At 36.1% G+C, this 25,181-nt stretch carries 26 protein-coding genes and 1 tRNA gene; 6 read left to right on the forward strand and 21 right to left on the reverse strand.

The window, feature by feature from the left end; all coding sequences use genetic code 11:
• Positions 1–5: 5 nt before the first annotated feature.
• The gene (locus tag LCF45_RS21070; RefSeq protein ID WP_002015137.1) at positions 6–635 is read right to left on the reverse strand and encodes an MBL fold metallo-hydrolase; all 630 of its coding nucleotides are present in this window, start codon (positions 633–635) and stop codon (positions 6–8) included.
• Positions 636–805: 170 nt separating this feature from the next.
• Between LCF45_RS21070 and LCF45_RS21075 the strand changes: the two genes are divergently transcribed.
• Positions 806–979 (forward strand): DUF2759 domain-containing protein, encoded by a 174-nt coding sequence (locus LCF45_RS21075; protein ID WP_002015138.1) that lies wholly within the window; start codon positions 806–808, stop codon positions 977–979.
• A gap of 80 nt (positions 980–1,059) precedes the next feature.
• On the opposite strand, the gene glcK is transcribed toward LCF45_RS21075, so the two are convergent.
• From glcK to LCF45_RS21145, 14 genes are all read right to left on the reverse strand, one after another.
• The gene (glcK, locus tag LCF45_RS21080) at positions 1,060–2,043 is read right to left on the reverse strand and encodes a glucokinase (RefSeq protein ID WP_002015139.1); all 984 of its coding nucleotides are present in this window, start codon (positions 2,041–2,043) and stop codon (positions 1,060–1,062) included.
• 19 nt (positions 2,044–2,062) lie between these two features.
• Entirely contained in the window at positions 2,063–2,263 is a 201-nt protein-coding gene (locus LCF45_RS21085) for a YqgQ family protein (protein ID WP_002015140.1), read from the reverse strand.
• Positions 2,264–2,366: 103 nt separating this feature from the next.
• Positions 2,367–2,945, reverse strand: coding sequence for a 5-formyltetrahydrofolate cyclo-ligase (locus tag LCF45_RS21090; RefSeq protein WP_078206283.1), 579 nt, complete (start codon positions 2,943–2,945; stop codon positions 2,367–2,369).
• A gap of 105 nt (positions 2,946–3,050) precedes the next feature.
• Positions 3,051–3,200 (reverse strand): 50S ribosomal protein L33, encoded by a 150-nt coding sequence (gene rpmG / locus LCF45_RS21095; RefSeq protein ID WP_001265616.1) that lies wholly within the window; start codon positions 3,198–3,200, stop codon positions 3,051–3,053.
• Between the two features lie 70 nt (positions 3,201–3,270).
• Positions 3,271–5,625, reverse strand: coding sequence for a sugar phosphate nucleotidyltransferase (locus LCF45_RS21100; protein WP_050000304.1), 2,355 nt, complete (start codon positions 5,623–5,625; stop codon positions 3,271–3,273).
• Between the two features lie 330 nt (positions 5,626–5,955).
• On the reverse strand, positions 5,956–6,612 hold the full coding sequence (phoU, locus tag LCF45_RS21105) for a phosphate signaling complex protein PhoU (protein ID WP_002015145.1): 657 nt from the start codon (positions 6,610–6,612) through the stop codon (positions 5,956–5,958).
• 172 nt (positions 6,613–6,784) lie between these two features.
• On the reverse strand, positions 6,785–7,600 hold the full coding sequence (gene pstB, locus LCF45_RS21110) for a phosphate ABC transporter ATP-binding protein (protein ID WP_002088644.1): 816 nt from the start codon (positions 7,598–7,600) through the stop codon (positions 6,785–6,787).
• Positions 7,601–7,628: 28 nt separating this feature from the next.
• On the reverse strand, positions 7,629–8,495 hold the full coding sequence (pstA, locus tag LCF45_RS21115) for a phosphate ABC transporter permease PstA (protein WP_002167665.1): 867 nt from the start codon (positions 8,493–8,495) through the stop codon (positions 7,629–7,631).
• 1 nt (position 8,496) lies between these two features.
• Complete coding sequence (gene pstC, locus LCF45_RS21120; protein WP_016120812.1) at positions 8,497–9,447, reverse strand: phosphate ABC transporter permease subunit PstC; 951 nt, start codon at positions 9,445–9,447, stop codon at positions 8,497–8,499.
• 27 nt (positions 9,448–9,474) lie between these two features.
• Positions 9,475–10,392, reverse strand: coding sequence for a PstS family phosphate ABC transporter substrate-binding protein (locus tag LCF45_RS21125; protein WP_002184954.1), 918 nt, complete (start codon positions 10,390–10,392; stop codon positions 9,475–9,477).
• 522 nt (positions 10,393–10,914) lie between these two features.
• Positions 10,915–13,047, reverse strand: a complete 2,133-nt coding sequence (locus LCF45_RS21130; RefSeq protein WP_016120813.1) for a peptidoglycan D,D-transpeptidase FtsI family protein — start codon at positions 13,045–13,047, stop codon at positions 10,915–10,917.
• Between the two features lie 109 nt (positions 13,048–13,156).
• On the reverse strand, positions 13,157–14,434 hold the full coding sequence (locus LCF45_RS21135; RefSeq protein ID WP_263894271.1) for an MFS transporter: 1,278 nt from the start codon (positions 14,432–14,434) through the stop codon (positions 13,157–13,159).
• A 122-nt stretch (positions 14,435–14,556) separates the two neighbouring features.
• Positions 14,557–15,168, reverse strand: a complete 612-nt coding sequence (sodA, locus tag LCF45_RS21140; protein WP_001052029.1) for a superoxide dismutase [Mn] — start codon at positions 15,166–15,168, stop codon at positions 14,557–14,559.
• Positions 15,169–15,391: 223 nt separating this feature from the next.
• Positions 15,392–15,465 (reverse strand) — tRNA-Ile (locus LCF45_RS21145).
• Between the two features lie 239 nt (positions 15,466–15,704).
• Between LCF45_RS21145 and yqgB the strand changes: the two genes are divergently transcribed.
• The 3 genes from yqgB (at position 15,705) to ispG (ending at position 18,178) form a co-directional block, all read left to right on the forward strand.
• Entirely contained in the window at positions 15,705–16,472 is a 768-nt protein-coding gene (gene yqgB, locus LCF45_RS21150) for a protein YqgB (RefSeq protein ID WP_002184951.1), read from the forward strand.
• Between the two features lie 65 nt (positions 16,473–16,537).
• Entirely contained in the window at positions 16,538–16,909 is a 372-nt protein-coding gene (locus LCF45_RS21155) for a hypothetical protein (RefSeq protein ID WP_002088653.1), read from the forward strand.
• Positions 16,910–17,074: 165 nt separating this feature from the next.
• Complete coding sequence (gene ispG / locus LCF45_RS21160) at positions 17,075–18,178, forward strand: flavodoxin-dependent (E)-4-hydroxy-3-methylbut-2-enyl-diphosphate synthase (RefSeq protein ID WP_161793976.1); 1,104 nt, start codon at positions 17,075–17,077, stop codon at positions 18,176–18,178.
• Between the two features lie 84 nt (positions 18,179–18,262).
• Here the strand turns inward: ispG and LCF45_RS21165 are convergent, their stop codons facing one another.
• The 4 genes from LCF45_RS21165 to LCF45_RS21180 form a co-directional block, all read right to left on the reverse strand.
• A complete protein-coding gene (locus tag LCF45_RS21165; RefSeq protein WP_002015164.1) occupies positions 18,263–18,676 on the reverse strand; it encodes a Fur family transcriptional regulator in 414 nt (137 codons plus the stop codon).
• 13 nt (positions 18,677–18,689) lie between these two features.
• Positions 18,690–19,523: a metal ABC transporter permease gene (locus tag LCF45_RS21170; RefSeq protein ID WP_002015165.1), complete on the reverse strand. Its 834-nt coding sequence runs from the start codon at positions 19,521–19,523 to the stop codon at positions 18,690–18,692.
• Entirely contained in the window at positions 19,523–20,293 is a 771-nt protein-coding gene (locus LCF45_RS21175; RefSeq protein ID WP_002015167.1) for a metal ABC transporter ATP-binding protein, read from the reverse strand. Before LCF45_RS21175 ends, LCF45_RS21170 begins: the two co-directional genes overlap by 1 nt.
• Before the next feature lie 180 nt (positions 20,294–20,473).
• On the reverse strand, positions 20,474–21,352 hold the full coding sequence (locus tag LCF45_RS21180) for a YitT family protein (protein WP_002015168.1): 879 nt from the start codon (positions 21,350–21,352) through the stop codon (positions 20,474–20,476).
• Between the two features lie 151 nt (positions 21,353–21,503).
• Between LCF45_RS21180 and LCF45_RS21185 the strand changes: the two genes are divergently transcribed.
• Complete coding sequence (locus LCF45_RS21185; protein WP_002088657.1) at positions 21,504–21,758, forward strand: DUF2624 domain-containing protein; 255 nt, start codon at positions 21,504–21,506, stop codon at positions 21,756–21,758.
• A gap of 19 nt (positions 21,759–21,777) precedes the next feature.
• Here the strand turns inward: LCF45_RS21185 and LCF45_RS21190 are convergent, their stop codons facing one another.
• Positions 21,778–22,674: a deoxyribonuclease IV gene (locus LCF45_RS21190; protein WP_002129124.1), complete on the reverse strand. Its 897-nt coding sequence runs from the start codon at positions 22,672–22,674 to the stop codon at positions 21,778–21,780.
• 250 nt (positions 22,675–22,924) lie between these two features.
• Positions 22,925–24,235, reverse strand: a complete 1,311-nt coding sequence (locus tag LCF45_RS21195) for a DEAD/DEAH box helicase (RefSeq protein ID WP_002015172.1) — start codon at positions 24,233–24,235, stop codon at positions 22,925–22,927.
• A gap of 179 nt (positions 24,236–24,414) precedes the next feature.
• On the opposite strand from LCF45_RS21195, the gene vrrA reads away from it, so the two are divergent.
• A complete protein-coding gene (gene vrrA, locus LCF45_RS21200; RefSeq protein WP_002184950.1) occupies positions 24,415–25,140 on the forward strand; it encodes a VrrA/YqfQ family protein in 726 nt (241 codons plus the stop codon).
• The last annotated feature ends 41 nt before the right edge of the window (positions 25,141–25,181 follow it).

The raw sequence follows: 25,181 nt of genomic DNA on the forward strand, positions 1-25,181 counted from the left end.
ACTCCTTATTGTAAAAATGGATTATTTTCTTTTTCAAAACCAATGCTTGTTTCTGGACCGTGTCCACATAGCACCGCTGTTTCATCTGGTAATACAAATAATTTCTCTTCAATACTTCCAATTAATTCAGCAAAACTTCCACCAGGTAAATCCGTTCTTCCAATACTCATTTGGAACAATACATCTCCAGAAAATACAGCATTCGCTTCTTTACTATAATAAGAAATACTTCCTGGAGAATGTCCTGGTGTCTCAAAAATTTCAAAACTAAAAGAACCGATCGTTAATGTACCCTCTTCGTCAATAATATGATCTGCTGGTTTTGCTGTAATACTGCGGTTCATCATAAAAATTTGCGAGCCATTCACAGTTGCATCGCCTAACCAATCCGCTTCTTCTTTATGTACGTATACAGGAATATGAAAAGCGTCTCTCACCGCATCAACAGCACCGATATGATCGAAATGAGCATGTGTTAATAAAACCGCAAGTGGCTTTAACTGCGCTTCCTGTAAATATGTAACAAGTTTCTCTCCTTCATGACCAGGATCAAAAATAATACACTCATTTTGATCATTCGTTAAAATATAAGCATTTGTTTGTAATGGGCCTAAAGGCATTTGTATCCATTTCATATGAAAATCTCCTCCAGTTATTTAATTTACTTTTAATGATACAACATTTCTTTCTCTTAGGAAAAGAAGGCGTGTTATCTCGACAATCATTTTTAAAACATGTACAATATAAAAGAGTAAATATTCTAAAAACTCATTCTAAGTAATGAGTAGACAGAGGAGGATATTGTATGGGCCTTGTTATTATTTTTACGCTAGTCACTCTGTTAGCTGTATTTGCTACGCTTAGAACACTTCGCGAAAAAAACTTATTCGCGGGCGGCTTCGCTATTGCAACCGTACTTGTTTTCGGATGGTTTACAATCATGACTGTTCTATATAATGGGTACCCACCAACAGCTTAATCCATTTACATTTTTATTCTCCAACAAGATCTTGCATAAAAAGAGGAAGGGGGCCCCTTCCTCTTTTCATTATTCACAACTTATATCATCTTCGCCTCGTATTTGTGCTTTTTTACAAGCCACGCTCCTCCAATTACACCTGCATCATTACCAAGTATTGCAATTGCTAACTTTGTGCTCTTTACAGCACGAGAGAAAGCATATTGCTCGAAGTAACGTTGAATTGGCTCTAATAGTGCGTCTCCAGCTTTAGATACGCCACCACCAATTACGATTTTCTCTGGGTTCAACGTACTAGCAAGGTTCGCTACAGCTAATCCTAAATAAGAAGCTACTTTTTCCACTACTTCACCTGCTAGTTCGTCACCTTGTCCAAGCGCTTCAAACACATCTTTTGATGTAATAAGCCCTTCTTCTGCTAACATAGAACGTAAAACACTTTCTTTAGCTGTCTCTTGTATTTGTTGCATAGCAACACGCACAATACCTGTTGCAGAGGCTACCGTTTCTAAACAACCCGACTTCCCGCAATTACATGGAAAAGCGTTCTCTGTAACAACTGTAATATGTCCAATCTCACCAGCAGCACCGCTTATACCATGTACAATCTCACCATTGGCGATAACACCACCACCAACACCAGTGCCAAGTGTCATACAAATTAAATCTTTTGCTCCTTCACCGGCACCTTTCCACATTTCACCAAGCGCCGCTAAGTTTGCATCATTATCAATAACAACAGGTAATCCCGTTTCTACTTCTAGTAAATCTTTTAACGGATAGTTTTTCCATCCTAAATTAACCGCTTCATAAATCATTCCAGATGCCACATGTACAGGACCAGGAGCTCCCATACCAATACCAATTAGCTTACTTTTTAATTCACCTAATTCTTCTAACTTTTTATCAATAGCTTTCGCTACATCAAGTGTAATATGTTTTCCTTGTTCATTTGTATTCGTAGGGATTTCCCACTTATGTAAAATTTCACCGTACACATTAATAAATGCTAATTTAATCGTTGTACCACCAAGGTCAACACCAACTAACCATTTCTCTTCCATGTTACGTACCTACCTTTATCTATTTCTTATTTATCTCTTTTTGAATTTCTTGCTTCAACAAAAATAAAGCTGTTTGATAGTCTTGTGGATCGATTAGCTGTGATTGATTTAATTCACGCAATTCATCTTGCATTAATTGTAAATCAGCGATTCGATCACCCGTATAAATAATCGTGCCAAATTTCTTTAGCAATTGCTGAATATCATAAATGGATATCATTTCATCACCCTTTATGCTCACTTACTATAAAAAATTATAATAAGAAAACGTTCACATATTTTATTATAATCAAGAAGAAAAAGTCTCGTCAATTTTTATTTGTCTATACAAGCCCATTTATAACCATTGTTCCTTTTTCTGTAATAATTTTTTCTACATTTTTATCAAATGGCTCTACCGGAATATGTTTTACAATTTGAAAATCATAAGCTAATGATAGCGTTTTCCCTTTATAGTGCACGAGATAACGATCATAGTAGCCACCGCCATATCCAATCCGTTCTCCTCGGCGTGTATAAGCTACTCCTGGCACGATAAGAAGATCAATTTCACACGCATTCACTTCTTCCGTAAGTGCTGGAATCGGTTCACGTAAATTCATATATACTGTTTCTAATTGATTTAAATTACTAATTTGTCGAAAAGACATCGTTCTTGTCCCTTTATTACACTTCGGAACAACAATTTTCTTTCCTTCTTCCCAAGCTTTTTCGATAATCGGATATGTATTCACTTCATGCTCCATCGAGAGAGTGATTCCAATTGTTTTAGCTTCGACCCACTCTTTTTGTCCATACACCGAAACTGCAATTTGTTCCGATAAAGTTGTATACTGTTCTTCAGATAAAGAATTCATGTGTTCTATTATTTTTTTGCGTAAACGTATTTTCTCTTCTTTCACACACTTTTCCCCCTTACAGTGACACTTTACTCTACGAAGATAGTGTATCACTTTTACGTAGGAATCGCATAAAAAAAAGAAACAGTAGGAAAATATTCCTACTGCTTACTTTGTTTCACGGTGTAACGTAGACTTCTTGTCACGCTTGCAATACTTTTTAAGCTCGATACGCTCAGCGTTGTTACGTTTATTTTTCTTTGAGATATAGTTACGATCTCCGCATTCTGTACATGCTAGAGTAATATTCACACGCATTCTTATTTCCCTCCAGTCACTAATAACTTAAATCAGACTATACTATAATACCACTTTTGAAATAAAAATTCTACACCTTTTGATATTGTCTAATTTTTTCTATAAGATTTTTCATGTTTTCCCTTGCTATTACTGGGTTTCTAGCATGTGAATACACCAAAATTTTTGGTTGTTTTGTATCAGAAACGATATAAGACCACTCTTTTTCGGTATATTTGAACTGTATCCCTTCAAATATGCCTTCTTCTTTTCTTTCCATATCGGCCAATAATTTCCTCATTACTTTCCCTTTTTCCTTCCATGAACATACAACTTCATCATAAAGTAGATACAGTGGCGGTGATTGCTCTGCTATGCTAAGTAATGTTTTTCCTTGCAACGCTATTAATTCGAATAATTTTCCAATTCGATATAAAATATCTCGTTTCCATCTTAATTGAAAAGAGTTTTTTTCGTTATGCATATAAAAGAGGAGATAACATTCCCCTAATTTCAAAGACATTGGATAAACATTATCTGCTGATTCGAGTAATAAATCTGGAATATCTACTTCTTCAAAATCAGTTCCTTGGTAAATATTACTGTGAGTGTCATATAATTCGAAGCGATTTCCGTGCTCAGAAAACATAAGCGCCATATTTGCTTTACTCGATTTCATCAGAGCTTTCACATGATCTTTTTGTTCACTCGCGTAAATCCATGTAACTGTGCATCCAAGCCTTTGTAGAAAGATCATAAGTAAATGTTGTAACATATCATTTCTCTTATTAATAAGAAGATGAAACTTCTGTTTTTGTATCGTTTTAATATCAATACGCTCTAACACAGCTTCTACATAATTATTTACAGAAACGTGAACTAGCTTATTTCGCCCCATTTCTTTCTCAGAAGCGTAATAAAACGACTCAGACATATATACTTGTTCTATCGCTTTTTGCTGCTTATACGTTAAAAACGAGCCCTCCTTGCCATACAGTTGTATAACAATTCCTCTTTCGCTTTCCACTTGAACGAAAACTCCACCTGCACATTGCAAATTATGAATGGCATACTGAAAAAGCGATTCATTCATTTCTTTACATTCCATCGTATGAATCCCGCTGCCATGAATGGCATGGAGGAATAAATTTTTAAAGGAAGTTGTTTCTATATTTTCCTGACTTCCAATCAATATACTCTCTCCTTTAGCAAAAAGAGATCCATAAGCCATTGCAACTTTCACAATAAATTGAGGAGTAATTTCAACATTACCCCTTCCTACAATCCGGCTTTTTTGTAACCATCCTGCACTCTTTTCACTCTCTTTAACACCGGCAGAACCTACTATCGAATGACTATCTATCTCCTTATATGGCCATATTTTTCCTTTTTGCTTAATTACTGTACTTTTCCCTATATGACAATGATCCGCTACAATACTTTTTTGAAAAAGTGTAACATCATCTTCGACCATTGTATGATCTCCTATTGTTGTTTCTAACAACTCACAATTTTTCCCTATATGAGAGTTTGCAAAAATGATGCTTTTTTGAAGATGAGAATAACTTGAAACGATACTATTTTTCCCGATAATAGAGTACGGTTCAATTACAACCCCTGCACCAATCATTGCTCCTTCCCCAATAAAAGAAGGACCATGAATTTTCGTCCCTTTTCCTATCGTTACACCTTCTCCCATCCACACCATTGGTAATACTTCTGTATATGGAATAGGCACCTTCAATTTTTTCGTCAACAAATCGAATTGAGCTTGCCGATATTGATCAAATGTACCAATATCTAGCCAATAGTCTTCTGATAAATATGCAAATAAAGCATTTTTATTTGCCAATAACGGAAACACATCATGACTGAAATCCGAAAATTCCATGGATGGTATGTAAGAAAAGATTTCTGGCTCCATTATATAAATACCTGTATTCACAATATTAGAAACTACCTCATTCCAGCTCGGCTTTTCTATATATCGTATAATTTCTTGTTCTTTATTCATTACAACTAACCCAAATGACAGTGGGTTTTCTACTTCTTTCACAAACATCGTTACCATTCTCTTCTTCTGTTCATGAAATGCAATTCCTTCTGATAATTGAAAGTCAGTTAGTGCATCCCCACTAATAACAACAAATGTTTCATCTAAAAAACTTTCCGCTTGCTTAATACTCCCTGCTGTTCCAAGCGGAGGAGAATCTTCAAAATAATACAAGTTAACTCCCCACTTACTACCATCACCAAAGTATTGCTTAATGGCAGTACTCATATATTGAACTGTAATTGCAATTTCACGAATACCATGCTGACGTAATAATTCAATATTATATTCAAGAACTGGTTTTTCTAACAATGGTAACATCGGTTTTGGAGTATTACATGTTAATGGTCTAAGGCGTCTCCCTTTTCCTCCAGCTAAAATAACCCCCTTCATATACTTCAGCCTCCACTTATATAATGTTCAAGAACTCCGTATATCATTTACCCCACATTAACTGCAGTAAAAGTCCGGTTTGATATGATCTAACAATCAGCGAGAGACAGCCTCACTTTATAAATAAATGTACCTTTTAACTCCCGTCAAAAAGAAAGCGCTTACCATTAACTTGGTAAAATAATTAATAAGACGTAACTAACATATATGTACTTATTTTCCCATTAATTATGATACATCTTATCATCATAGACTAAAGGAAACAACGAGCTTTTTTTGTCATGTTTTGACTAAAAAAAGCAGGTGATTTCTCATCACCTACTTTTCCCCCTACTCATTCAATAAATAATGCTTTCCTTTTACTACATAAAATACATTCTCGGCAATATTTGTAACATGGTCTGCTACACGCTCAATATATCTTGCAACAAAGGATAGTTGTGTAATTTGTGTAATCGCTTCTGGTTGTCCAGGGATAGATGAAATAAATTCACGAATCGCCTTCCCATAAATTTCATCAACTGAATCATCCATTTCAGCAATTTGTTTAGCAAAAGTTAAATTTTCTTGCTCATATGCTTCTAATGCTAAATTTAACATCTTATGAGCAATCTCAAACATTTCCTCAAGATTATGCAAACTAACAACCACTTCTTTTTCACCAAGACGAATTGTTGATTTCGCAATATTAACAGCATGGTCTGCAATACGTTCTAAATCTGTCGCTGTTTTAATTGAAATGAAAATTCTTCTTAAATCACTTGCTACAGGCTGCTGCTTTGTAATAAGCATAAGCGCAAGGTCATTTATTTCCTCTTCTAAATTATCCATGCGATAATCCCCATCAATGACTTCTAACGCTTTCTCTACATCCCTGTTGTGAAGACCTTCCATAGCAATCAATAAAGCTCCACTTGCTAACTCACCAAGCTCGATCACCTTTTGCTGTAACGTTTTTAAATCACATTGAAACTGTTCTCTTACCATTGTTTCTTCCCCCTCAATATTATGTGCCCTTTTATATAAATCCCCTCCCCAGCCTCTTGTATGTTTATTAAGCCTTGAGAAAAGAGAAATATTACTCCCCTATTTAAAATGAGGTGAAAATGAGAAATGCCCTCTGTTAAGAGGGCATTTACTCTTAGCCTTGCTAGCGATATCAACCAAATCGTCCTGTAATGTAGTCTTCTGTACGCTTATCTGCAGGTGTTGTAAATAATTTGTTCGTATCTGTATATTCCACAACTTCTCCACTTAAGAAGAAAGCAGTTTTATCTGAAATTCGTGCTGCTTGTTGCATGTTGTGCGTTACGATAACAATACTAAAATCTTTCTTTAACTCCTGAATTAATTCTTCTACTTTTGATGTTGAAATTGGATCTAGCGCCGATGTTGGCTCATCCATTAAAATTACGTCTGGCTCAATCGCTAAGCAGCGTGCAATGCATAGACGTTGTTGCTGACCACCAGATAAACCGTATGCATTATCATGCAAACGATCTTTTAACTCATCCCAAATAGCTGCGCCGCGCAAGCTATTTTCAACAATTTCATCAAGTGTTTTTTTGTCACGAACACCATGGATTTTCGGACCATATGCTACATTTTCATAAATAGATTTTGGGAATGGATTTGGCTTTTGGAACACCATACCCACATGCGTACGTAATTCTTCAACCGGATATGATTTATCAAATATGTTTCGTTCTCTATATTCGATAACGCCCGTAGTTCGAACGATAGGCACTAACTCTACCATACGATTTAGCGTTTTTAAGTATGTTGATTTCCCACAACCACTTGGACCGATAATCGCTGTTACTTCATTCTCATGAATACTTAAGTTGATATCTTTTAAAGCATGGTCTTCTCCGTACCATAAATTTAAATTTTTCGTATCAAATACTATTTTTTTTGGTGCTGTCTCAATCTTTTTCTCATTTTTCACCTGTACATTTACTACTGTTGCTACCATTTGAATTCCCCTTTCATCCACTTCCAACTTATTTTCGATTTCGTAACCATAAGACAAATATATTTATAAAGAGCAACAATCCTAGCAAAACAATCATCCCAGCTGCTGCTACATACTGAAATTCTTCTTGTGGTCTACTCATCCAATTAAAAATTTGAATTGGTAAAACCGTAAATCTATCAAACATACTGAACGGAACATAATTTGCAAAGGCAAGGGCCCCAATAACTAATAATGGTGCTGCCTCACCAATTGCTCTCGATACCGCTAACGTACATCCCGTTACAATCCCTGGCAAAGCGACTGGCAATACAATTCGATACATCGTTTGCCATTTCGTAGCACCTAATCCGTAAGAAGCCTCTAGTAATGAGCTCGGCACAGTTCTAATCGCTTCTTGACTAGCTACAACAACAGTTGGTAAGACGAGTAAACTCATCGTCAGTGCCGCTGCCATTATGCTCTCTCCCAAATGGAGAGCGTATACGAAAATAGTTAACCCGAGTAAACCAAACACAACGGAAGGTACCCCTGCTAATGTTTGATTATTTAATTCAATTAACTTTTTAAAAACGGACTCCTTCGCATAATGCTCTAAATAAAGAGCTGTTCCGACTCCAAATATAAAAGAGACTGGTATAACAATGCTCATAAATAGTATTGTCCCTGACAAAGCAGCGACAATCCCAGCTTCTCTCGGATTACGTGAGGCGAAGTTTGTAAAGAAATCTATTGAAAGATAACTTATACCTTTTTCAAAAATTTGAAAAAGCAATATAAAAAGTATTACTACTGAAAACAAAATTGCTATATAAAACAAACACTTGTAAATCCGATCCTTTAAAAAACGAGATGCCATATTTTCTTGTATGTTCTTATGGTTTAACATTCGCATATTATGTCACCCTCCTAAAACGGCGCATAATATATTGCGAAATGATATTCATAATAAAAGTAAACATAAATAACGTTGCACCTACAGCATACATGCTGTAATAAGTAATCGTTCCGTGCGGAGCATCACCTAAACTCACTTGTACAATATAGGCTGTTAATGTTTGAATAGAATGAGTCGGATCTATCGATACATTGGGTGTTGATCCAGCTGCAATAACAACAATCATCGTTTCACCAATTGCCCTGGAAGCTGCTAATATAATCGCTGCCATTATGCCCGTAAAAGCCGATGGAAACACCACTTGTTTTACCATCTCAAAACGAGTTGCTCCTAGCGCTAATGAGGCTTCTTTAATTCCTTTCGCTACAGCTCTCATCGCATCTTCAGAGAGAGACGCAATCGTCGGGATCATCATAAACCCTATAACAATACCTGGACTAATAGCATTAAAAAACTGCAAATCTGGTATAACCCGTTGTAAAAGTGGTGTGACAACTGTTAACGCGAAAAAACCATATACAATTGTCGGGATGCCTGCTAGTAGCTCTAACAACGGTTTTAATATTTTCCGAGCGCCATTCGAAGCGTATTCGCTTAAAAACACGGCACAACCTAAACCAATAGGAATTGCTACGAACATGGCAATTGCTGTTACAAGGATTGTTCCACATATAAGTGGTAATATACCGAATTTTGGATCTTCAAAAAAAGGTAACCATTCCTTCTCTGTCAAAAAAGAATACAATGATATCTTTTGAAAAAACATGATTGTTTCATTTGCCAACGTAATAATAATTCCAAGTGTCGTTACAATGGACACGCTAGCAATGGCTTTTAGTATTAACGGAACAATTCGATTGATTCGCTGCGTTTTTTTTCTTCTATTTGTATTTCTCTCAATCAAATGTTGTACAGAAAATGCAATTTGACTTTTGTCATTATGAGCCAAAGATGAAAACCCCTTTCCACCCTGACATTACCTTTTTATTTCTGTTAACATTCGTAGCTGTTCATTATATTTTTCTTTTGGTAATTTTACATATCCGACCTCTTCAGCAAGGCTTCCAACATGCTTAATCATAAACTCAACATAATTTGCTACATTAATTTTATTTCTGATAGATGCATGATTCACATACGTAAATAGCGGCCTAGATAATGGCTTATACATACCCGACTGAATGGTCTCTTTCGTTGGAAATACACCATCCACCTGTATTGCTTTTACCTTATCTCGATTGGCCATATAATAAGCATATCCTACAAAAGCAATGGCATTTTTATCATTCATTACCCCTTGCATAATAACTTGATCGTCTTCAGACAAAGAAACCGTTTTTACAAGGCGATTATTTTGTAAGACAACATTTTGGAAATAATCATAAGTACCAGAGTCTACGCCTGGCGCATAAAATTTAACTTGTTCACGAGGCCATGATGAATGAATTTGTGACCATCGTTTCAATCTTCCATTTTCACTCCATAATAGACGTAACTCGTCTATCGTCATATTGTTTACCCACGTATTTTGACGATTCACAACAATCGTTAGACCGTCATAAGCAACCTCAAATGGTGTAAATTGAATGAATTTTTTCTGCATTGCATTTTCTTCTACCGGTTTCATCAATCTCGAAGCATTGTTTATATCTACTTCTCCTTTACTGAAACGATTAAATCCTCCCCCTGTCCCAGAAATACTAATAGAAATTTTCACGTTTGGATGGGCCTTTGTATATTCCTCTGCTACTGCCTCTATAATGGGGAAAACCGTTGAGGATCCATCAACTCTCACTTCTCCCATTTCATTTGTAGCGAATGCAGTAGACATATTAAAACAAAGGAAACATGTCGATAATGTCAAAACTTTAATCGATGCGCTCATCCATTTCACGTGTTCTTCCTCCTAGAAGTAACCGGAAATAACAGGATTACAGATATAAGAATACTGCTAAACTATTAATTCGGTTTTAATTATTTGTAAAAGTTTTGTAAAGTCCCACAAAAACAACTGTATACACAAACTTTATTTTCACTTTTGTACTTTAGATGCAGGAAATTTTCTAATCATCCATAAAGCGAAACTTTAATCAGTGGGGGTTTTGTTCATCCCCCCACTGATTATTAGCCCTCACCAATCGGGCGTTTACGGGCAGCAGGGCTCCCACCTAACTTCTTTGCTCCAGCTGAATTTTGAGGTGGGAGTTTTACCGCCCTCAAACGCGGGATAAAACTGCTATCGCCTATCACACACAACAAACTTAGAGCGTATGCACTAATCTTGTTGTGTTCATCGTTTTTGAAACTACATGTTTTTTCAATATTTTATGCTTGTCCACATTTACTAAACCATATGCGTAAGGCATAAAAAAAAGCACACTATCTTTTCAGATAGTGTGCTTTTTTTACAACTTTTTTATTCATCATCTTGATTTTTATTTTTTTTCGCTTTTTCATCTTGCGGAGCTTCACCAGTTAATGCTTGTTTTTTCAAATCAAAGTAAGCGTCCATTATTTCACGACTGATATATCCATTAATCCCTGTTTTATCATCATGTACCCATGGCACAACAACAGAAAATGCTACTTCTGGATCTTCAAGTGGCGCATAACCTACTAATGTTAAGTTATATGTTTCAACACGCTCACCCTTTGCATTTCTACCAATCTCTTTATCTCCGCCATATACAGTTTGAGCTGTACCTGTTTTCCCAGCGGCTTTATACGGTGCACCTGCAAAGTATTTTGTAGCTGTACCACCTGTATCGTTAAACACTTGTCTAAATCCTTCTTGAACACGTTTAATTTGCGATTCAGGCATATCAATGCGATTTAATACTTTCGGTTCCATGGATTGAACAACTTTTCCAACTTCCTCTGGCTTCGCCGATGGCTGACGTATTTCCTTTACAACTTGCGGTTGCATACGATATCCACCATTCGCAATCGTCGAAATATATTGTGCTAATTGAAGTGGTGTATACGTATCATACTGCCCGATTGATAAATCTAATAAGAAACCTGGTTGATTTCCTTTACCTATTTGACCAGCAGTTTCATTTGGCAAATCAATTCCTGTTTTCACACCAAGTCCAAACTGACCAAAATAGTAACGCATAGTATCGAACGCACTTTTCGGAATATCTAACGTACCGCCTCGTACATATGGAACCCCAGCGATATTCATCGCTGTTTTAAACATATAAACGTTTGAAGACTGTTTTAACGCTGTAAGGTCATTAATATACCCCATCTGTTTCCAAGATGACTTCGTAGGTGTCCCTTTTAATTTAATTGGTTCATCTAACTGTACAGATCCAGGCTGAATCGCACCAGTTTGATACCCCGTAAGTACTGTCGCACCTTTTACAGTTGAACCCATCGGATAAGAACTTGTCATCGTTCCTAATGCAAAATCTTCTACTTTCGTTTCGCCGTCTTTATCCACTAATTGTTTCCCCGCCATAGATAAAACTTCACCATTTTTCGGGTTCATCATTACAACGAATGCACGGTCTAAAAGAGGCTCGCTCCCTTTAAATCTCATTAAGTTTTTTGTAAGAATTTCTTCTACGCGCTTTTGTAATTTCATATCGATCGTTAAATTTAGATCGTTACCTCGTTGTCCTTGTGACACATTAATAGTTTCTAAAATATTACCCTCTTTATCTGTAACATTTCTTACTTCAGCTTTTGTGCCGTGTAAACTATCTTCGTATTGTTGCTCAAGGTAACTTTTTCCTACGCGATCATTACGATTATAATCACGAACAAGATAGTAATCTAGCCTTTCTCTCGGTAACCCTTCATCAGAAGAAGTTACACCACCAAGTACACTTCGGAACATATCGTCATACTTATATTTTCGCTCCCAGTCAACATTTGTATCTACGCCTGGTAATTTCGCTAAATTTTCACTAATAATCGCGTATTCTTCTTCTGTTGCACCTTTTTTAACGATTTGCGGCGTCATTGCATATCCGCTTTCCATCTTGCTTTTGATCGCCAATATTTCTAAATCTTTTGCTGACAATTGATTAATCTCTTCTTCTGTTACACGATTTCGTTGACGTTCATCTAGTTCTTTATCTTCAATTTTATTCGCTTTAAAATCTTCACGATCTTTTTTTGTGATTTTTGCTTCTGCTTCTTCTTTATGTAAAGCAAGCCAATAATCTTTCTTATCGCGATCTGTTAACTTATCTGTTGGGACTTCAATTAAATCTGCTAACTTTTTCGCCGTTTCTAAGCGATCTGCTGCAGTTGATCCCTTCATTTTTGTAAATGTAATTGTACGAATAGGCTCATTATCTACGACCGCTTCTCCATTACGATCAAATATTTTCCCGCGTGGTACAGGATTGCTTATCGTTGAATTTTCTTTTTTCTCAACTTCATTTTTATATTCCTCACCACGAACAATTTGTACGTATCCAAGCCTTACAATAACCGCGGAGAACATTAAAAACACGCAAAAAAACAACACGTTTAACCGAAAGGGAACGTGGGTTTTTTTCTTTGTCTGGTTCTTTTTCTGCTTCTTGCTCATACAAACCCCCTCTACCAACAGCTATGTAATGTGAAAGGGACACCTTCATACAGGTGCCCTCACTGCTGTCTTACATCTTTTTCTATTCTAGCATAAAACACGCGATAAGTTAACCTTCTGGTTCAGTTTGATTCTGTGTGCCCCCTTGCGCTACAACACTGGTTTTGTTCACATTCCCCTCATCATATTTGACATTTTTAACTGCAAAATAAATAAGGAAATGTCCAGCTCCTAAAATACATAGTAAGAAAGGTAAACTTTTTTCAGGCGGAAAAAATATGACAGCACATAAAAAACTTAAAATGGAACAAATTCTTCCAGCATTTAACCATAATTCCCTGACCACTATATATTCTACACGCCATTCTCTCGCCTGTTTTGCTCTACCAATTACATCGTATGTCATGGAGCCGTACGGAACGAGTAAAATAGGATATGCAACCGCAATACATGCTGCATAAATAAGTAATTTCGTATATGTAACATTAAAAATAACTAAAAATACAACCGCGTATAAAATAATACCGCCAAGTAAAATTGCTTTTTTTCGCCATTCTTTCTTTAACATACGAGCAACTAAATAATAGCATACAAATGATACTGCAGAATTCACTAAACTATATTTCCCTAGTGCTAACTCGCTACCAGATGCTAAATAGACATATACCGAAATAACGAAAATAAACGTTCCCTCTCTCAAACCTTGGAAGAAATGAGCGCGCGTAATTCTTCCCCAGTTTTCATCAACTTGCCGCTCTTTCAATACTTGCACAATTTCATAGCGTCCTTCACATTCCCTCTTCGATAAAAAAAAGCTTAGAACGACTGCAACCGCAAATAGCATTAACGAGAGGAAGAAAACGACAGTATAACCACTCCATTTTTCCATACGTGAAATTGTATATCCTGCTGCTATCGGTCCAATCATTCCAGAGAACGATGTAAGAAGTCCTAGAAAACCGTTAAAAAAATCTCTTGTTTCTGGTTCTGTAATCTCAAATGTTAACAAGTTAAAAGCGAGCCAATAAAAACCATAACCAACTCCTAAAAGGGCTCCCATTAATAAAATATAGTGAGATGCACTTTTTCCCGCTACTAAAACGACGATAAAAAAAACAGCTAACGTGCCTACACCGATTCTCAATAAAATCGAGCGATCAATACGTTTCGCTAATTTCCCGCCCACAAGAAATGTTAGAGGCTGCAATACAACGCTGGCCAAATTATACAAGCCCAGATTCACATAATTTTGTGTTTGCTTCCATAAATAAATGTTTACAAACGTATTCGATAAAGAAATTGCGAGCGTGTATAAACCTCCTATAACGAGCAATAATACTAAATCCCGATTCACTTCAACATCACCGATTACATGTTTCCACTTCATACACAACTCTCCTTTACTTCATGTTCTAGTCTTCCAAAAACAAGCTCAATTATGTAAAAGGAGAACATAGAAAAAAGCTAGGAGAAAACCCCCTAGCTTTTTTCTAGCTGTATTAACTTTAATTATTTTGCTTCTTGGTAAAGTTTTTCAGCAACGTTCCAATCTACAACGTTCCAGAATGCACCGATGTAGTCAGGACGACGGTTTTGGTAATTTAAGTAGTAAGCATGCTCCCAAACATCTAAACCGATAACTGGAGTTTTACCTTCAGTTAGAGGAGAATCTTGGTTTGGAGTGCTTGTTACTTCTAACTCACCATTGTTTACTACTAACCAAGCCCAACCAGAACCGAAGCGAGTTGCGCCAGCTTTTGCGAATTCTGCTTTGAATGCATCGAAGCTACCGAATTTCGCTTCAATCGCAGTTGCAAGTTCGCCTACTGGTTGTCCCCCGCCGTTTGGAGATAGAATTGTCCAGAAGAATGTATGGTTAGCATGTCCGCCACCATTGTTACGTACTGCTGTACGGATTGCTTCAGGTACTTCGTTTAAGTTTGCAACTAATTCTTCAACGCTTTTGTCAGCTAATTCTGCATGACCTTCTAAAGCAGCGTTTAAGTTTGTAATATACGTGTTGTGATGTTTTGTATGATGGATGTTCATTGTTTCTTTATCAAAGTGAGGTTCTAAAGCATCATACGCATAAGGTAAATTTGGTAATTCGTGTTTTGCCATTGTTATATTCCTCCCGGTTTATGTATTGTCACTACATATGTGACCTACAACTTCATTCTACCCTAATTGCCATAGGGTGCAAACAAATAAATCGCTTTGTCTTGCTATCATTAAAGTAGCAAAATTCCCACTTCTTTTCAATTAAAATGCTCATATATTCCGAAAAAAAGCTTCCTTCTACAAGGAAGCTTCCTGCTGACATAATAAACATATGAAATGGATATGGACCCTGTAGGACTCGAACCTACGACCGGACGGTTATGAGCCGTCTGCTCTAACCAACTGAGCTAAGGGTCCACGATTATGTATGTACCATTAAAAACAACTAAATTCCAATCGGATATATCGTTTGAAAAATGTAAGATAAATTTACCATATACGAAAGAAAAGTGTCAATTGTATTTTTCTCTACTAAAAGAAGTAAATTAATAAGAAGGAATTTAGTCCTCTCTACTATATGTAAATATAATATATCTTGAGCTTCTCTAGATTCGTACGTTACAATGATTTTATACATACATAAAGGAAGTGAATCTATGTCCATTTTTACACAGCTAGCAAAAAGCGTATATTCGCCTAAAGATATGGCGCTTTTCCGTTTTCAAAAAATCGGTAAAACCATTTTGTATATTATGCTTCTTTGCCTAATCACTACTATTCCAAGAACTTTCTTGTACGGTAGCGTTATTCAAGATGGTGTTAACATGGTAAATAAAGTAATCGAAAAAGATTTACCTGATTTTAAAATTGAAAATGGCGAGCTAACAGCTGATATTGATCAACCTATCGAAAAAGAAGATGGAAATGCCCTTTTCGTATTTGATCCAAATTCAACAGACTTAGAAAAATATCAAAATAAAACAGGTTTATTTGTTTTAAAAGATAAAGTAGTCTCCATGGGGAATGGTCAAACACAAACATACTCCTATAATGACTTATTAGGCGCATCTCTTGAGAAAAAAGATTTACAAGATTTCATTTCGTTATTTGACAGTATTTATCCAATCTTATTATTCGTTATTGGGTTCTTACTGTACTTGTTCCAATTATTTATTACCTTTGTAGGAGTTACATTGCTTGCCTTCATCGGTTCTGCGATGAGCGGTCAACGCAAATTATCTTATAAACAAGTTTGGACATTAACTGCTTACAGCTACACAATTCCAACAATCTTCTTTATGATTATGGATTTATGCAAAATAAACGTACCTGGCGCAACATTCATTTACATTGCAGTTGTTTTAATCGTTCTATACTTAACAATTAAAGAAGTTCCAAAGCCGAAAGAAAAACAAGAACTATAAAAAAATGCCTAAATAGGCATTTTTTTTTTGGACAAGCATATATTCCTAGCAAAGGAGTGAAGGATATGAAGAGATTAGGTGTACTCTTATTCGTGCTTGTCCTCGGTTATATATTTTATTACGACATAAAAATCGGTACTTTACCGATGTTAAGTTCATACAAAAAAACATCTGCTGCCCAAACGATAAAAAAAGAAAATACAGATACAAAACAAAATAAAGAGAAAGAAACAGAAAAAGAAAAAGAAACGGATACAGCTTATAAAGCAATCGAAGTAAAAACTGGCGATACAGTTCTTTCTATTACAGAAGCGATTAATAAGAAAAAAATTCCTTCTATTGAAAAAGTAATTGATGATTTTAAGCAATTAAATAAAAATACATCTGCTACAAAAATCCAAGTTGGAAAGTCTTATAAATTCCCCTTATATCAATAAGCAATCACTTAATCCTTGTCAATTACATAAAGGCGCTGATACAATAGTAAAAGTGAAACCGAGTACTTTGGTTTCTATAGCCCTTTCTCACACATACTATCATTGATGTAAGGGACTAAAATAAGAAACTTCTTTTATAAGGAGAGCGATCAATTCGTGAATGAAATGACTCAACGCACAAAAACACGTCCAGTTAAAGTCGGTAATTTAACAATTGGCGGTAACAATGAATTAATTATACAAAGTATGACGACAACAAAAACGCATGATGTTGAGGCTACAGTTGCTGAAATTAAACGTTTAGAAGAAGCTGGCTGTCAAGTTGTTCGTGTTGCTGTTCCAGACGAACGCGCAGCAAATGCTATTGCTGATATTAAAAAACAAATCAACATTCCACTTGTTGCTGATATTCATTTTGATTACCGCCTTGCTTTAAAAGCAATCGAAGGCGGCATTGATAAAGTACGTATCAATCCAGGTAACATTGGACGTCGCCATAAAGTAGAAGCTGTTGTAAATGCAGCGAAAGAGCGTGGCATTCCAATCCGTATCGGTGTAAATGCCGGCTCATTAGAACGTCATATTTTAGAAAAGTATGGATATCCAACTGCTGATGGTATGGTCGAGAGCGCACTGCACCATATTAAAATTTTAGAGGACTTAGATTTCCACGATATTATCGTATCAATGAAAGCCTCTGATGTTAACTTAGCAATTGAAGCATACGAAAAAGCTGCTCGCGCTTTTGATTATCCATTACATTTAGGTATTACAGAATCAGGAACATTGTTTGCTGGGACTGTAAAAAGCGCCGCCGGTCTTGGAGCAATTTTAAGTAAAGGCATCGGAAATACACTTCGTATCTCTTTAAGCGCTGATCCAGTTGAAGAAGTAAAAGTTGCACGTGAACTATTAAAATCATTCGGTCTTGCATCTAATGCCGCAACACTTATTTCTTGTCCAACTTGTGGTCGTATTGAAATCGACCTAATTAGCATTGCTAATGAAGTCGAAGAATACATCTCCACACTTAAAGTTCCAATTAAGGTTGCAGTACTCGGCTGTGCCGTAAACGGTCCTGGTGAAGCTCGTGAAGCTGACATCGGTATTGCCGGTGCACGCGGAGAAGGTTTATTATTCCGTAAAGGGCAAGTCGTTCGTAAAGTACCAGAAGAAACAATGGTAGAAGAACTGAAAAAAGAAATTGATGTAATCGCTGCTGAAATGGCTGCCGAACGAGAAAAAGAAAAAGAAAAACAAGAACAATAAAAAGAAGGTTGCCACAATTTTTGTGAGCAACCTTTTTTTACATTCAAATTAAAAACTCGTCAGTTATATAACTGACGAGCCCTCTCATTTTGCACATTTTGGGCAACGACCATATATTTCAAACTTATGCCCCGTTACCTCATAACCTTTAAAATCTTTATTCATAAAATCCATCGGGCAGGAATTAATCTCTTTTGTACCACCACAATCTAAACAAATGAAATGATGATGATGTTCCATAATGGAGCATGTAAAACGGAAATGCTTTTCACCATTTAATTCCGTTTGCTCTAAAACACCGACTTCAGCAAAAACCGTTAAGTTACGATAAATCGTATCAAAACTAAGTCCTGGATAATCACCCTTCATATGCTCTAAAACATCTTTCGCAGTTAAATAACGATTATGAGCTGCGAATAATCTCAGCATTTCTTCCCTTTTCCCTGTATGTTTGTATCCCTTTTCCTTCATTAGGCGTAAAGCTTCTGTTAGATTCATACCTATCCCTACTTTATGCAGTTTTTTTCTTTTTCCATAAAATTGCACCAATTAAAATAAGAACCGCTATCATAACAATTGTACCACCTGGAGCTAAATCAAGTTGATACGAAGCAAACATTCCACCAATTACTGCAATTTCACCAAATAAAATGGAAAAGAAAATTGTTTGTTTAAATCCTTTTGCAATACGAATACTTGCTGCAACTGGTAACGTCATTAAAGATGATACGAGAAGAACACCTACAACACGCATTGATACCGCAATTACAAGAGCAACTAATATAATGAAGATAAAGTGAATCCACTTTGCACTTAAACCGGTTGATACAGCGTATTCCTCATCAAATGATAGTAAAAACAACTCTTTGTATAATAAAACAATCGTCGCAATAACAACAATTGCTACTATACCAATAATAATTAAATCCGCACTTGTTACAGCACTTACACTACCAAATAAATAACTAAATAAATCCGTATTGAATCCATTAGCAAGTGAGATGAAGATAACTCCAATCCCCATCCCTGCTGAAAGTATAATCGGGATTGCTAACTCTTGATAATGTTTATATACAGTACGTAATTTTTCAATTAGCAATGCTCCACCGATTGAAAAAAACATCCCCATATATAAAGGGTTTAAAAACCCACCGGTAAAGATTGTCTTTTCAAGTAATAAACTCGCTGCAATTCCTGATAACGTCACATGACTTAATGCATCCGCAATAAGCGACATGCGGCGAATTACAACGAACACGCCGATAAGTGGTGCGACAAGCCCTATTAAAATACCAGCGTATAAGGAATTACGTAAAAAATCATATTGTAAAAAATCCTGTATCATTATATCCTCCCGTGATGCCCATGTTCATGTTCTAAGCGATGAACATGATGTCCATATAAAATCGACATTTCTGCATCTTCTAACTCTCGGAATTTCTCTACATTCCCATGGAAATGTAAATGCTGATTCAAACATGCAACATGCGTCACCTTCTCTGTTACAGCACCCATATCGTGCGTAACAAGAATTAACGTAATTCCCAATCTTTTGTTTAAATCCTCTAGTATCTCATAAAAACTTGCCACATTCTTCACATCAATCCCAACAGTAGGCTCGTCCAAAATAAGCAATTCCGGATCACTTACAAGTGCACGAGCAATAAATACACGCTGTTGTTGTCCACCAGAAAGTTCTCCAATGTTGCGACCTCGAAACTCGCTCATACCTACATCAGCAATCGCTTTTTCTACTTTCGCATTATCGTCTTTCGTAAAAAAGCGAAAAAGCCCTTTTTTCGAAACGAGCCCCATTGAAACAACCTCGAAAACAGTTGCCGGGAAACCTGAGTTAAAGCTACTTGCCTTTTGGGATACATAACCAACTTTATTCCACTCTTTAAATTTCTTACTATCAATGCCAAACAATCTAATACTTCCTTGCTTTGGTTTTAAAACACCCAATAAGCATTTAAGTAAAGTCGATTTCCCTGAACCATTCGGTCCAACTAAACCTAAAAAAGCTCCCTTCGGAACTTGCAAATTAATATCTTCTAACACGTTGCGATCTTCATACCGAAACGTTAATCCTTCTATTTCCAATATATTATTCATAGCATCTCACCTATTTTAATTCAGAATGATTCCGATTTATCTCTATTTGAATTATAGTACAGCTTATTATAGTTGTAAACCAATCTGCCTAAAATATATTCTTTATTTCAAGAAACCTTATTATTATAACAAAAAGCAGAGAATAATTCTCTGCTTTCAAAAGATATTACAATTAACTTTTTAGTGAATTGCTGATTTAAACTTACCACCATTTGTCTCTTGTGTATTCATAATCGTAACAAATGCATTTTCATCAATTTCATGCACAATTGATTTTAACTTCGTCACTTCCAGACGTGTTACAACTGCATAAATAACTTCTTTTTCTTTATCTGTATAGCCACCTTTAGCAACAAGTTTTGTTGTTCCACGACCAAGGCGGTGTAAAATCGCATTTGATACTTCCTCATATTGATCCGATACTATTAAAACTGCTTTCGTTTCGTCTAATCCTTGAATTACCGTATCAATTGTTTTGAATGCGATATAGTACGTCATAACAGAATACATCGCTTGTTCAACACCAAAAACAAATGCTGCCCATGCAAAAATGAATAAGTTCACAAACATTACGAATTCACCAACAGAAAACGGTAATTTCTTCGTTAATAGAATTCCCATAATCTCGGTCCCGTCTAACGATCCACCATGACGAATAACAAGTCCTACACCAATCCCTAAAATAAGACCGCCGAAAACTGTTGCTAAAATCGGCTCTGTTGTAAATGGCGGGATAGCATGCAACGTTGATTCAATAAATGCTAAAGCTACAATTCCAAATGCTGAAGATAACATGAATGTTTTTCCAATTTGCTTATACCCGGAGTACATAAAAGGAATGTTGAGGATAACAACTAAAGTAGAAAAGCTTAACCACCAAATATTAGGAGTAAGATAATCTAATATAAGAGAAATACCAATAATTCCACCATCAATAATTTTATTTGGCATTAAAAACAGTTCAATCGCTACCGCCGCACACGCTGCCCCAAAGACAATCATAACTAAACGATATACAAGATGAATAACACTTTCTTTTCGATGTTGCTTTTTTTCCATAAGTCCTCCTTATACTCTTTATCTATAGTTTTGTTCTTATATTATAACATAAGCTTCTTTTCCCCATTGAAAAAATGCACCTTGATACGAATATGTACAAGCTATGCTTACATATATTTCGATAGAAGAACGTGTGAAGGAGGACAACACGATGAACCTCATTAAACAAATTGTGAACAAAAAATTAAATCATATTTCTACAAAAGAACTATTGAAATATAGTAAAGAATACGAAGTTCCAATCACAACTGCACAAGCTGATAAAATCGTTTTACTTATGAAAGGGAAAAACATTAACATTTACGATAATACCGAGCGACTAGATTTGTTAAAACAAATCGCTAAAGTAACTACTCCTGCCACTGCCCAACAAGTAAATATTTTATTTCAGCAGCTATTAAAATAAGGAGGGGAAAATCCCCTCCTTATTGCTCTTTAATTTTTTCAAGAATTCCTTCATCAAAAGTACCATTTTTCAGCATTTCGATTTCTAATTTATATGGTGGCTTCTTATCTTTTTTATCTTCACCTACATACGGCGTTTCAAGAATTTTTGGTACGTGCGTAAGTTGTGGGTGATGCACAATTTGATGCAATGCCTTATAGCCAATATGACCAAAACCAATATTTTCATGACGGTCTTTTCCAGCTCCGCGTACATTTTTGCTATCGTTAATATGAAGTACTTGTAAACGATTTATCCCAACAATTTTATCAAATTCGTTTAACACACCGTCAAAATCATTTACAAGGTCATAACCTGCATCATGCGTATGACACGTATCAAAACATACAGATAGTTTTTCATTATATTTCACACCATCAATAATTTTCGCAATTTCTTCAAAGCTACGACCGCATTCCGTTCCCTTTCCTGCCATCGTTTCTAACGCAATGTTAACCGTCTGCTCTGGCGTTAATACTTCATTAAGCCCTTTAATAATTTGTTGAATACCAGCATCTGCTCCTGCACCAACGTGCGCACCTGGGTGAAGAACGATTTGTTTCGCTACACCTAATGCCGATGTTCTTTCAATTTCCATGCGAAGGAAGTCTACACCTAATTGGAATGTTTCTGGCTTCGTCGTATTCCCAAGATTAATAATGTATGGCGCATGTACGATAATTTCTTCAATACCGTTTAGTTCCATATGTTTTCTTCCTGCTTCTATGTTCAATTCTTCAATTGGTTTTCTTCGTGTATTTTGCGGTGCACCTGTATAAATCATAAACGTCGTTGCACCGTATGAAACAGCCTCTTCACTTGCTGCTAATAACATTTTCTTACCACTCATAGAAACATGAGATCCAATCTTTAACATACAATCACCTCTTCAATATACAATAGATATAATGATAGCATAATTTGTAGAAATATGTAGCGAATTGTTTGTTCACACAAAAGGCACTACATAAATTAAACGGACTATTCAAATAATCTGAACTCTATACTTAAATTAACCCAATAAAGCGAAACTTTAGTCAACGTTTTTTCTACCCCTCACTAATTATTAGTCTACATTAATCGACTTTCTCTCAAGCAGTGAGATAAAAAAAAATAAGGGAAATCCCTTATCTTTTTTTATTGCTATATTTTTTCTTCACTTTGTCACGTTCTGTTGCAAGTTTTCGTTTATAGTTTGGTTTTACTTTTTTCGGCTTCTTAACAACTTTTGTTGCCATAACATCTAGTCCATCACTTGGTTTTTTACGGCTCTTACGACGACGACGGTCACCTAAATCCGCCCATTCATCTCCGCGTAAATCTACATGTTTAAACTCGATATGACGTTGTTTTTCCAAACTATCTAACGCTTCTTCATTTGCTGGATCATAAATCGTCACTGCAATACCTGAATGACCCGCACGTGCAGTTCTTCCAACACGGTGAACGAAGAAATCTAAATCTGGTGGAAGTTCATAGTTAATAACATGGCTAATTCCTTCAATATCAATACCGCGTGCCGCCAAATCTGTTGCGACAATGTATTGGAACTCTAAATCACGAACTTGTTTCATCATTTTTCTACGATCACGTGGTGATAAATCACCGTGTATACGCCCTACTTTTAATCCACGTTCTGCTAATCCATCGGCTACTTCGTCAGCCTTCTTCTTTGTGTTTGTAAAGACAATTGCTAAATATGGTTTAAATTGAAGTAGCATATTTTTCACTAATTCAGTTTTATTACGGTGTCTTGAAGGCACAAGGTAATGATCAATATTTCCTGCTGCAACTTGCTTCGGATTAATATGAATATGTTCTGGATTCTCCATATATTTCTTCAAAAATGGTTTTAATTTTTGAGGAATTGTTGCAGAGAAAACTAACATTTGCAGATTTTTAGGCATACGTGCCGCAATTTTATCTACATCTTGAATGAATCCCATATCAAGCATTAAGTCCGCTTCATCGACAATAATAGTATCCGCTTTATAAACAAATAGCGCCTTTTCTTCTACTAAATCTTTAATACGTCCTGGCGTTCCAACTACAATATGAGGTTGTTTTTTCAACTTTTCAATTGATCGTTGTTTATCAGTTCCACCAATTAAACAGCGTGCTGTAATCATTTGATCTTCTGCACAGAACTTTGTTAGTTTCACAATTTCTTCGTAAATTTGTTGTGCTAACTCACGAGTAGGCGCTGTAATAACAAGTTGTACCTCTTCACGACTTGCATCAATTCTGTTTAATGTAGGAAGTAAGTATGCATGTGTTTTCCCAGAACCAGTTTGGGATTGTCCAATTATACTCACACCTTTTTTCACGACCGGGAAAATTTTCTTTTGAATTCCTGTTGGCTCTGTAAAGCGTAGTTCACGAACTGCATCTATTAAAAATGGTTTAAAATCATACTGTGTAAAAGTTTGTAGTGTCATAAGTTACACCTTCTTTCTAAAATTTCTACTGCGCACAAATCAGTCAAGTCTACATTATATCGAAATCTACAAGTAAAATCCATCTTTAGTTTAGGTTTTTATCTCAAAAACTAACCTTCTTTCCTTCCATTGCATATTGTATGTGTATATACCTAACTGAAGAAAGGAGGATTTCCCACATGTTTCCGAAATCCCCTATAAGACAAATGTATCCGAATCGAGGACAACAATCTTACACACCATATCCGATTCCACAACTACCACCGATGGCTCAAAAAAAGAAAGGTTTCCTTGCTAAACTCTTTAAAAAACACGATCCAACCGAACCTTTCATGCAAATGGTCCCTCCTTATCGACAAATGGAAGGGCCACCGATGATGCACCAACAACCGCCGCCCCAATATCAACAGCAACAGCCATACCAACAACAATATACACAACAATATACACAACAATATCAGCCATACATGCAGCAATATCCAGAGCAGATGATACCACCTCAAATGTATGAATCAAATGATACACGTGGTGCTGCGTCAGCTACAACTGCAGCGGCATCTAGCAGCGGCATCGGTAGTTTTTTTTCAAATTTAATTTCGAACCCAACTAATATGATAAATAATATCGAAAAAGTATCTCAAGTCGTGCAATCTGTCGGTCCTGTTGTCGAACAGTACGGTCCCATTATGCGTAGTCTACCAAGCATTGTTAAAATCCTCACCTCTGGAAAAAGTACGGAAGAAAATCAAACTGAAGATGCAACAGAACAGGTTGAGGTAGCAACTCCACCTCCTCCACCTCCAAAAAGGAAACGAAAAAAAATAGTGCTTGAACCGGTAATAGAAAAAGAGGTTCCGAAAGAACCCGTTCAACAATCAGCAACAAAACCAAAACTATATGTGTAACAATCCTTTGTTTTCTATCCACTCCTCCTTTATAATGTAAT

The sequence above is a fragment of the Bacillus sp. 41-22 genome (genome assembly GCF_025809295.1).
GTDB classification, from domain to species: domain Bacteria; phylum Bacillota; class Bacilli; order Bacillales; family Bacillaceae_G; genus Bacillus_A; species Bacillus_A mycoides.

Coding starts and splice junctions, on each gene's coding strand:
- pstB (WP_002088644.1), bottom strand. CDS start 7,600: ATGGTAGCAACAGTAGTAAATGTACAGGTGAAAAATGAGAAAAAGATT.
- rpmG (WP_001265616.1), bottom strand. CDS start 3,200: ATGCGTGTGAATATTACTCTAGCATGTACAGAATGCGGAGATCGTAAC.
- LCF45_RS21130 (WP_016120813.1), bottom strand. CDS start 13,047: ATGAGCAAGAAGCAGAAAAAGAACCAGACAAAGAAAAAAACCCACGTT.
- pstA (WP_002167665.1), bottom strand. CDS start 8,495: ATGCGAATGTTAAACCATAAGAACATACAAGAAAATATGGCATCTCGT.
- phoU (WP_002015145.1), bottom strand. CDS start 6,612: ATGGTAAGAGAACAGTTTCAATGTGATTTAAAAACGTTACAGCAAAAG.
- LCF45_RS21075 (WP_002015138.1), top strand. CDS start 806: ATGGGCCTTGTTATTATTTTTACGCTAGTCACTCTGTTAGCTGTATTT.
- LCF45_RS21175 (WP_002015167.1), bottom strand. CDS start 20,293: ATGAATAATATATTGGAAATAGAAGGATTAACGTTTCGGTATGAAGAT.
- LCF45_RS21190 (WP_002129124.1), bottom strand. CDS start 22,674: ATGTTAAAGATTGGATCTCATGTTTCTATGAGTGGTAAGAAAATGTTA.
- sodA (WP_001052029.1), bottom strand. CDS start 15,168: ATGGCAAAACACGAATTACCAAATTTACCTTATGCGTATGATGCTTTA.
- LCF45_RS21195 (WP_002015172.1), bottom strand. CDS start 24,235: ATGACACTACAAACTTTTACACAGTATGATTTTAAACCATTTTTAATA.
- yqgB (WP_002184951.1), top strand. CDS start 15,705: ATGTCCATTTTTACACAGCTAGCAAAAAGCGTATATTCGCCTAAAGAT.
- LCF45_RS21070 (WP_002015137.1), bottom strand. CDS start 635: ATGAAATGGATACAAATGCCTTTAGGCCCATTACAAACAAATGCTTAT.
- LCF45_RS21085 (WP_002015140.1), bottom strand. CDS start 2,263: ATGATATCCATTTATGATATTCAGCAATTGCTAAAGAAATTTGGCACG.
- LCF45_RS21180 (WP_002015168.1), bottom strand. CDS start 21,352: ATGGAAAAAAAGCAACATCGAAAAGAAAGTGTTATTCATCTTGTATAT.
- LCF45_RS21185 (WP_002088657.1), top strand. CDS start 21,504: ATGAACCTCATTAAACAAATTGTGAACAAAAAATTAAATCATATTTCT.
- LCF45_RS21155 (WP_002088653.1), top strand. CDS start 16,538: ATGAAGAGATTAGGTGTACTCTTATTCGTGCTTGTCCTCGGTTATATA.
- LCF45_RS21135 (WP_263894271.1), bottom strand. CDS start 14,434: ATGAAGTGGAAACATGTAATCGGTGATGTTGAAGTGAATCGGGATTTA.
- LCF45_RS21165 (WP_002015164.1), bottom strand. CDS start 18,676: ATGAATCTAACAGAAGCTTTACGCCTAATGAAGGAAAAGGGATACAAA.
- ispG (WP_161793976.1), top strand. CDS start 17,075: ATGACTCAACGCACAAAAACACGTCCAGTTAAAGTCGGTAATTTAACA.
- glcK (WP_002015139.1), bottom strand. CDS start 2,043: ATGGAAGAGAAATGGTTAGTTGGTGTTGACCTTGGTGGTACAACGATT.
- LCF45_RS21170 (WP_002015165.1), bottom strand. CDS start 19,523: ATGATACAGGATTTTTTACAATATGATTTTTTACGTAATTCCTTATAC.
- LCF45_RS21100 (WP_050000304.1), bottom strand. CDS start 5,625: ATGAAGGGGGTTATTTTAGCTGGAGGAAAAGGGAGACGCCTTAGACCA.
- vrrA (WP_002184950.1), top strand. CDS start 24,415: ATGTTTCCGAAATCCCCTATAAGACAAATGTATCCGAATCGAGGACAA.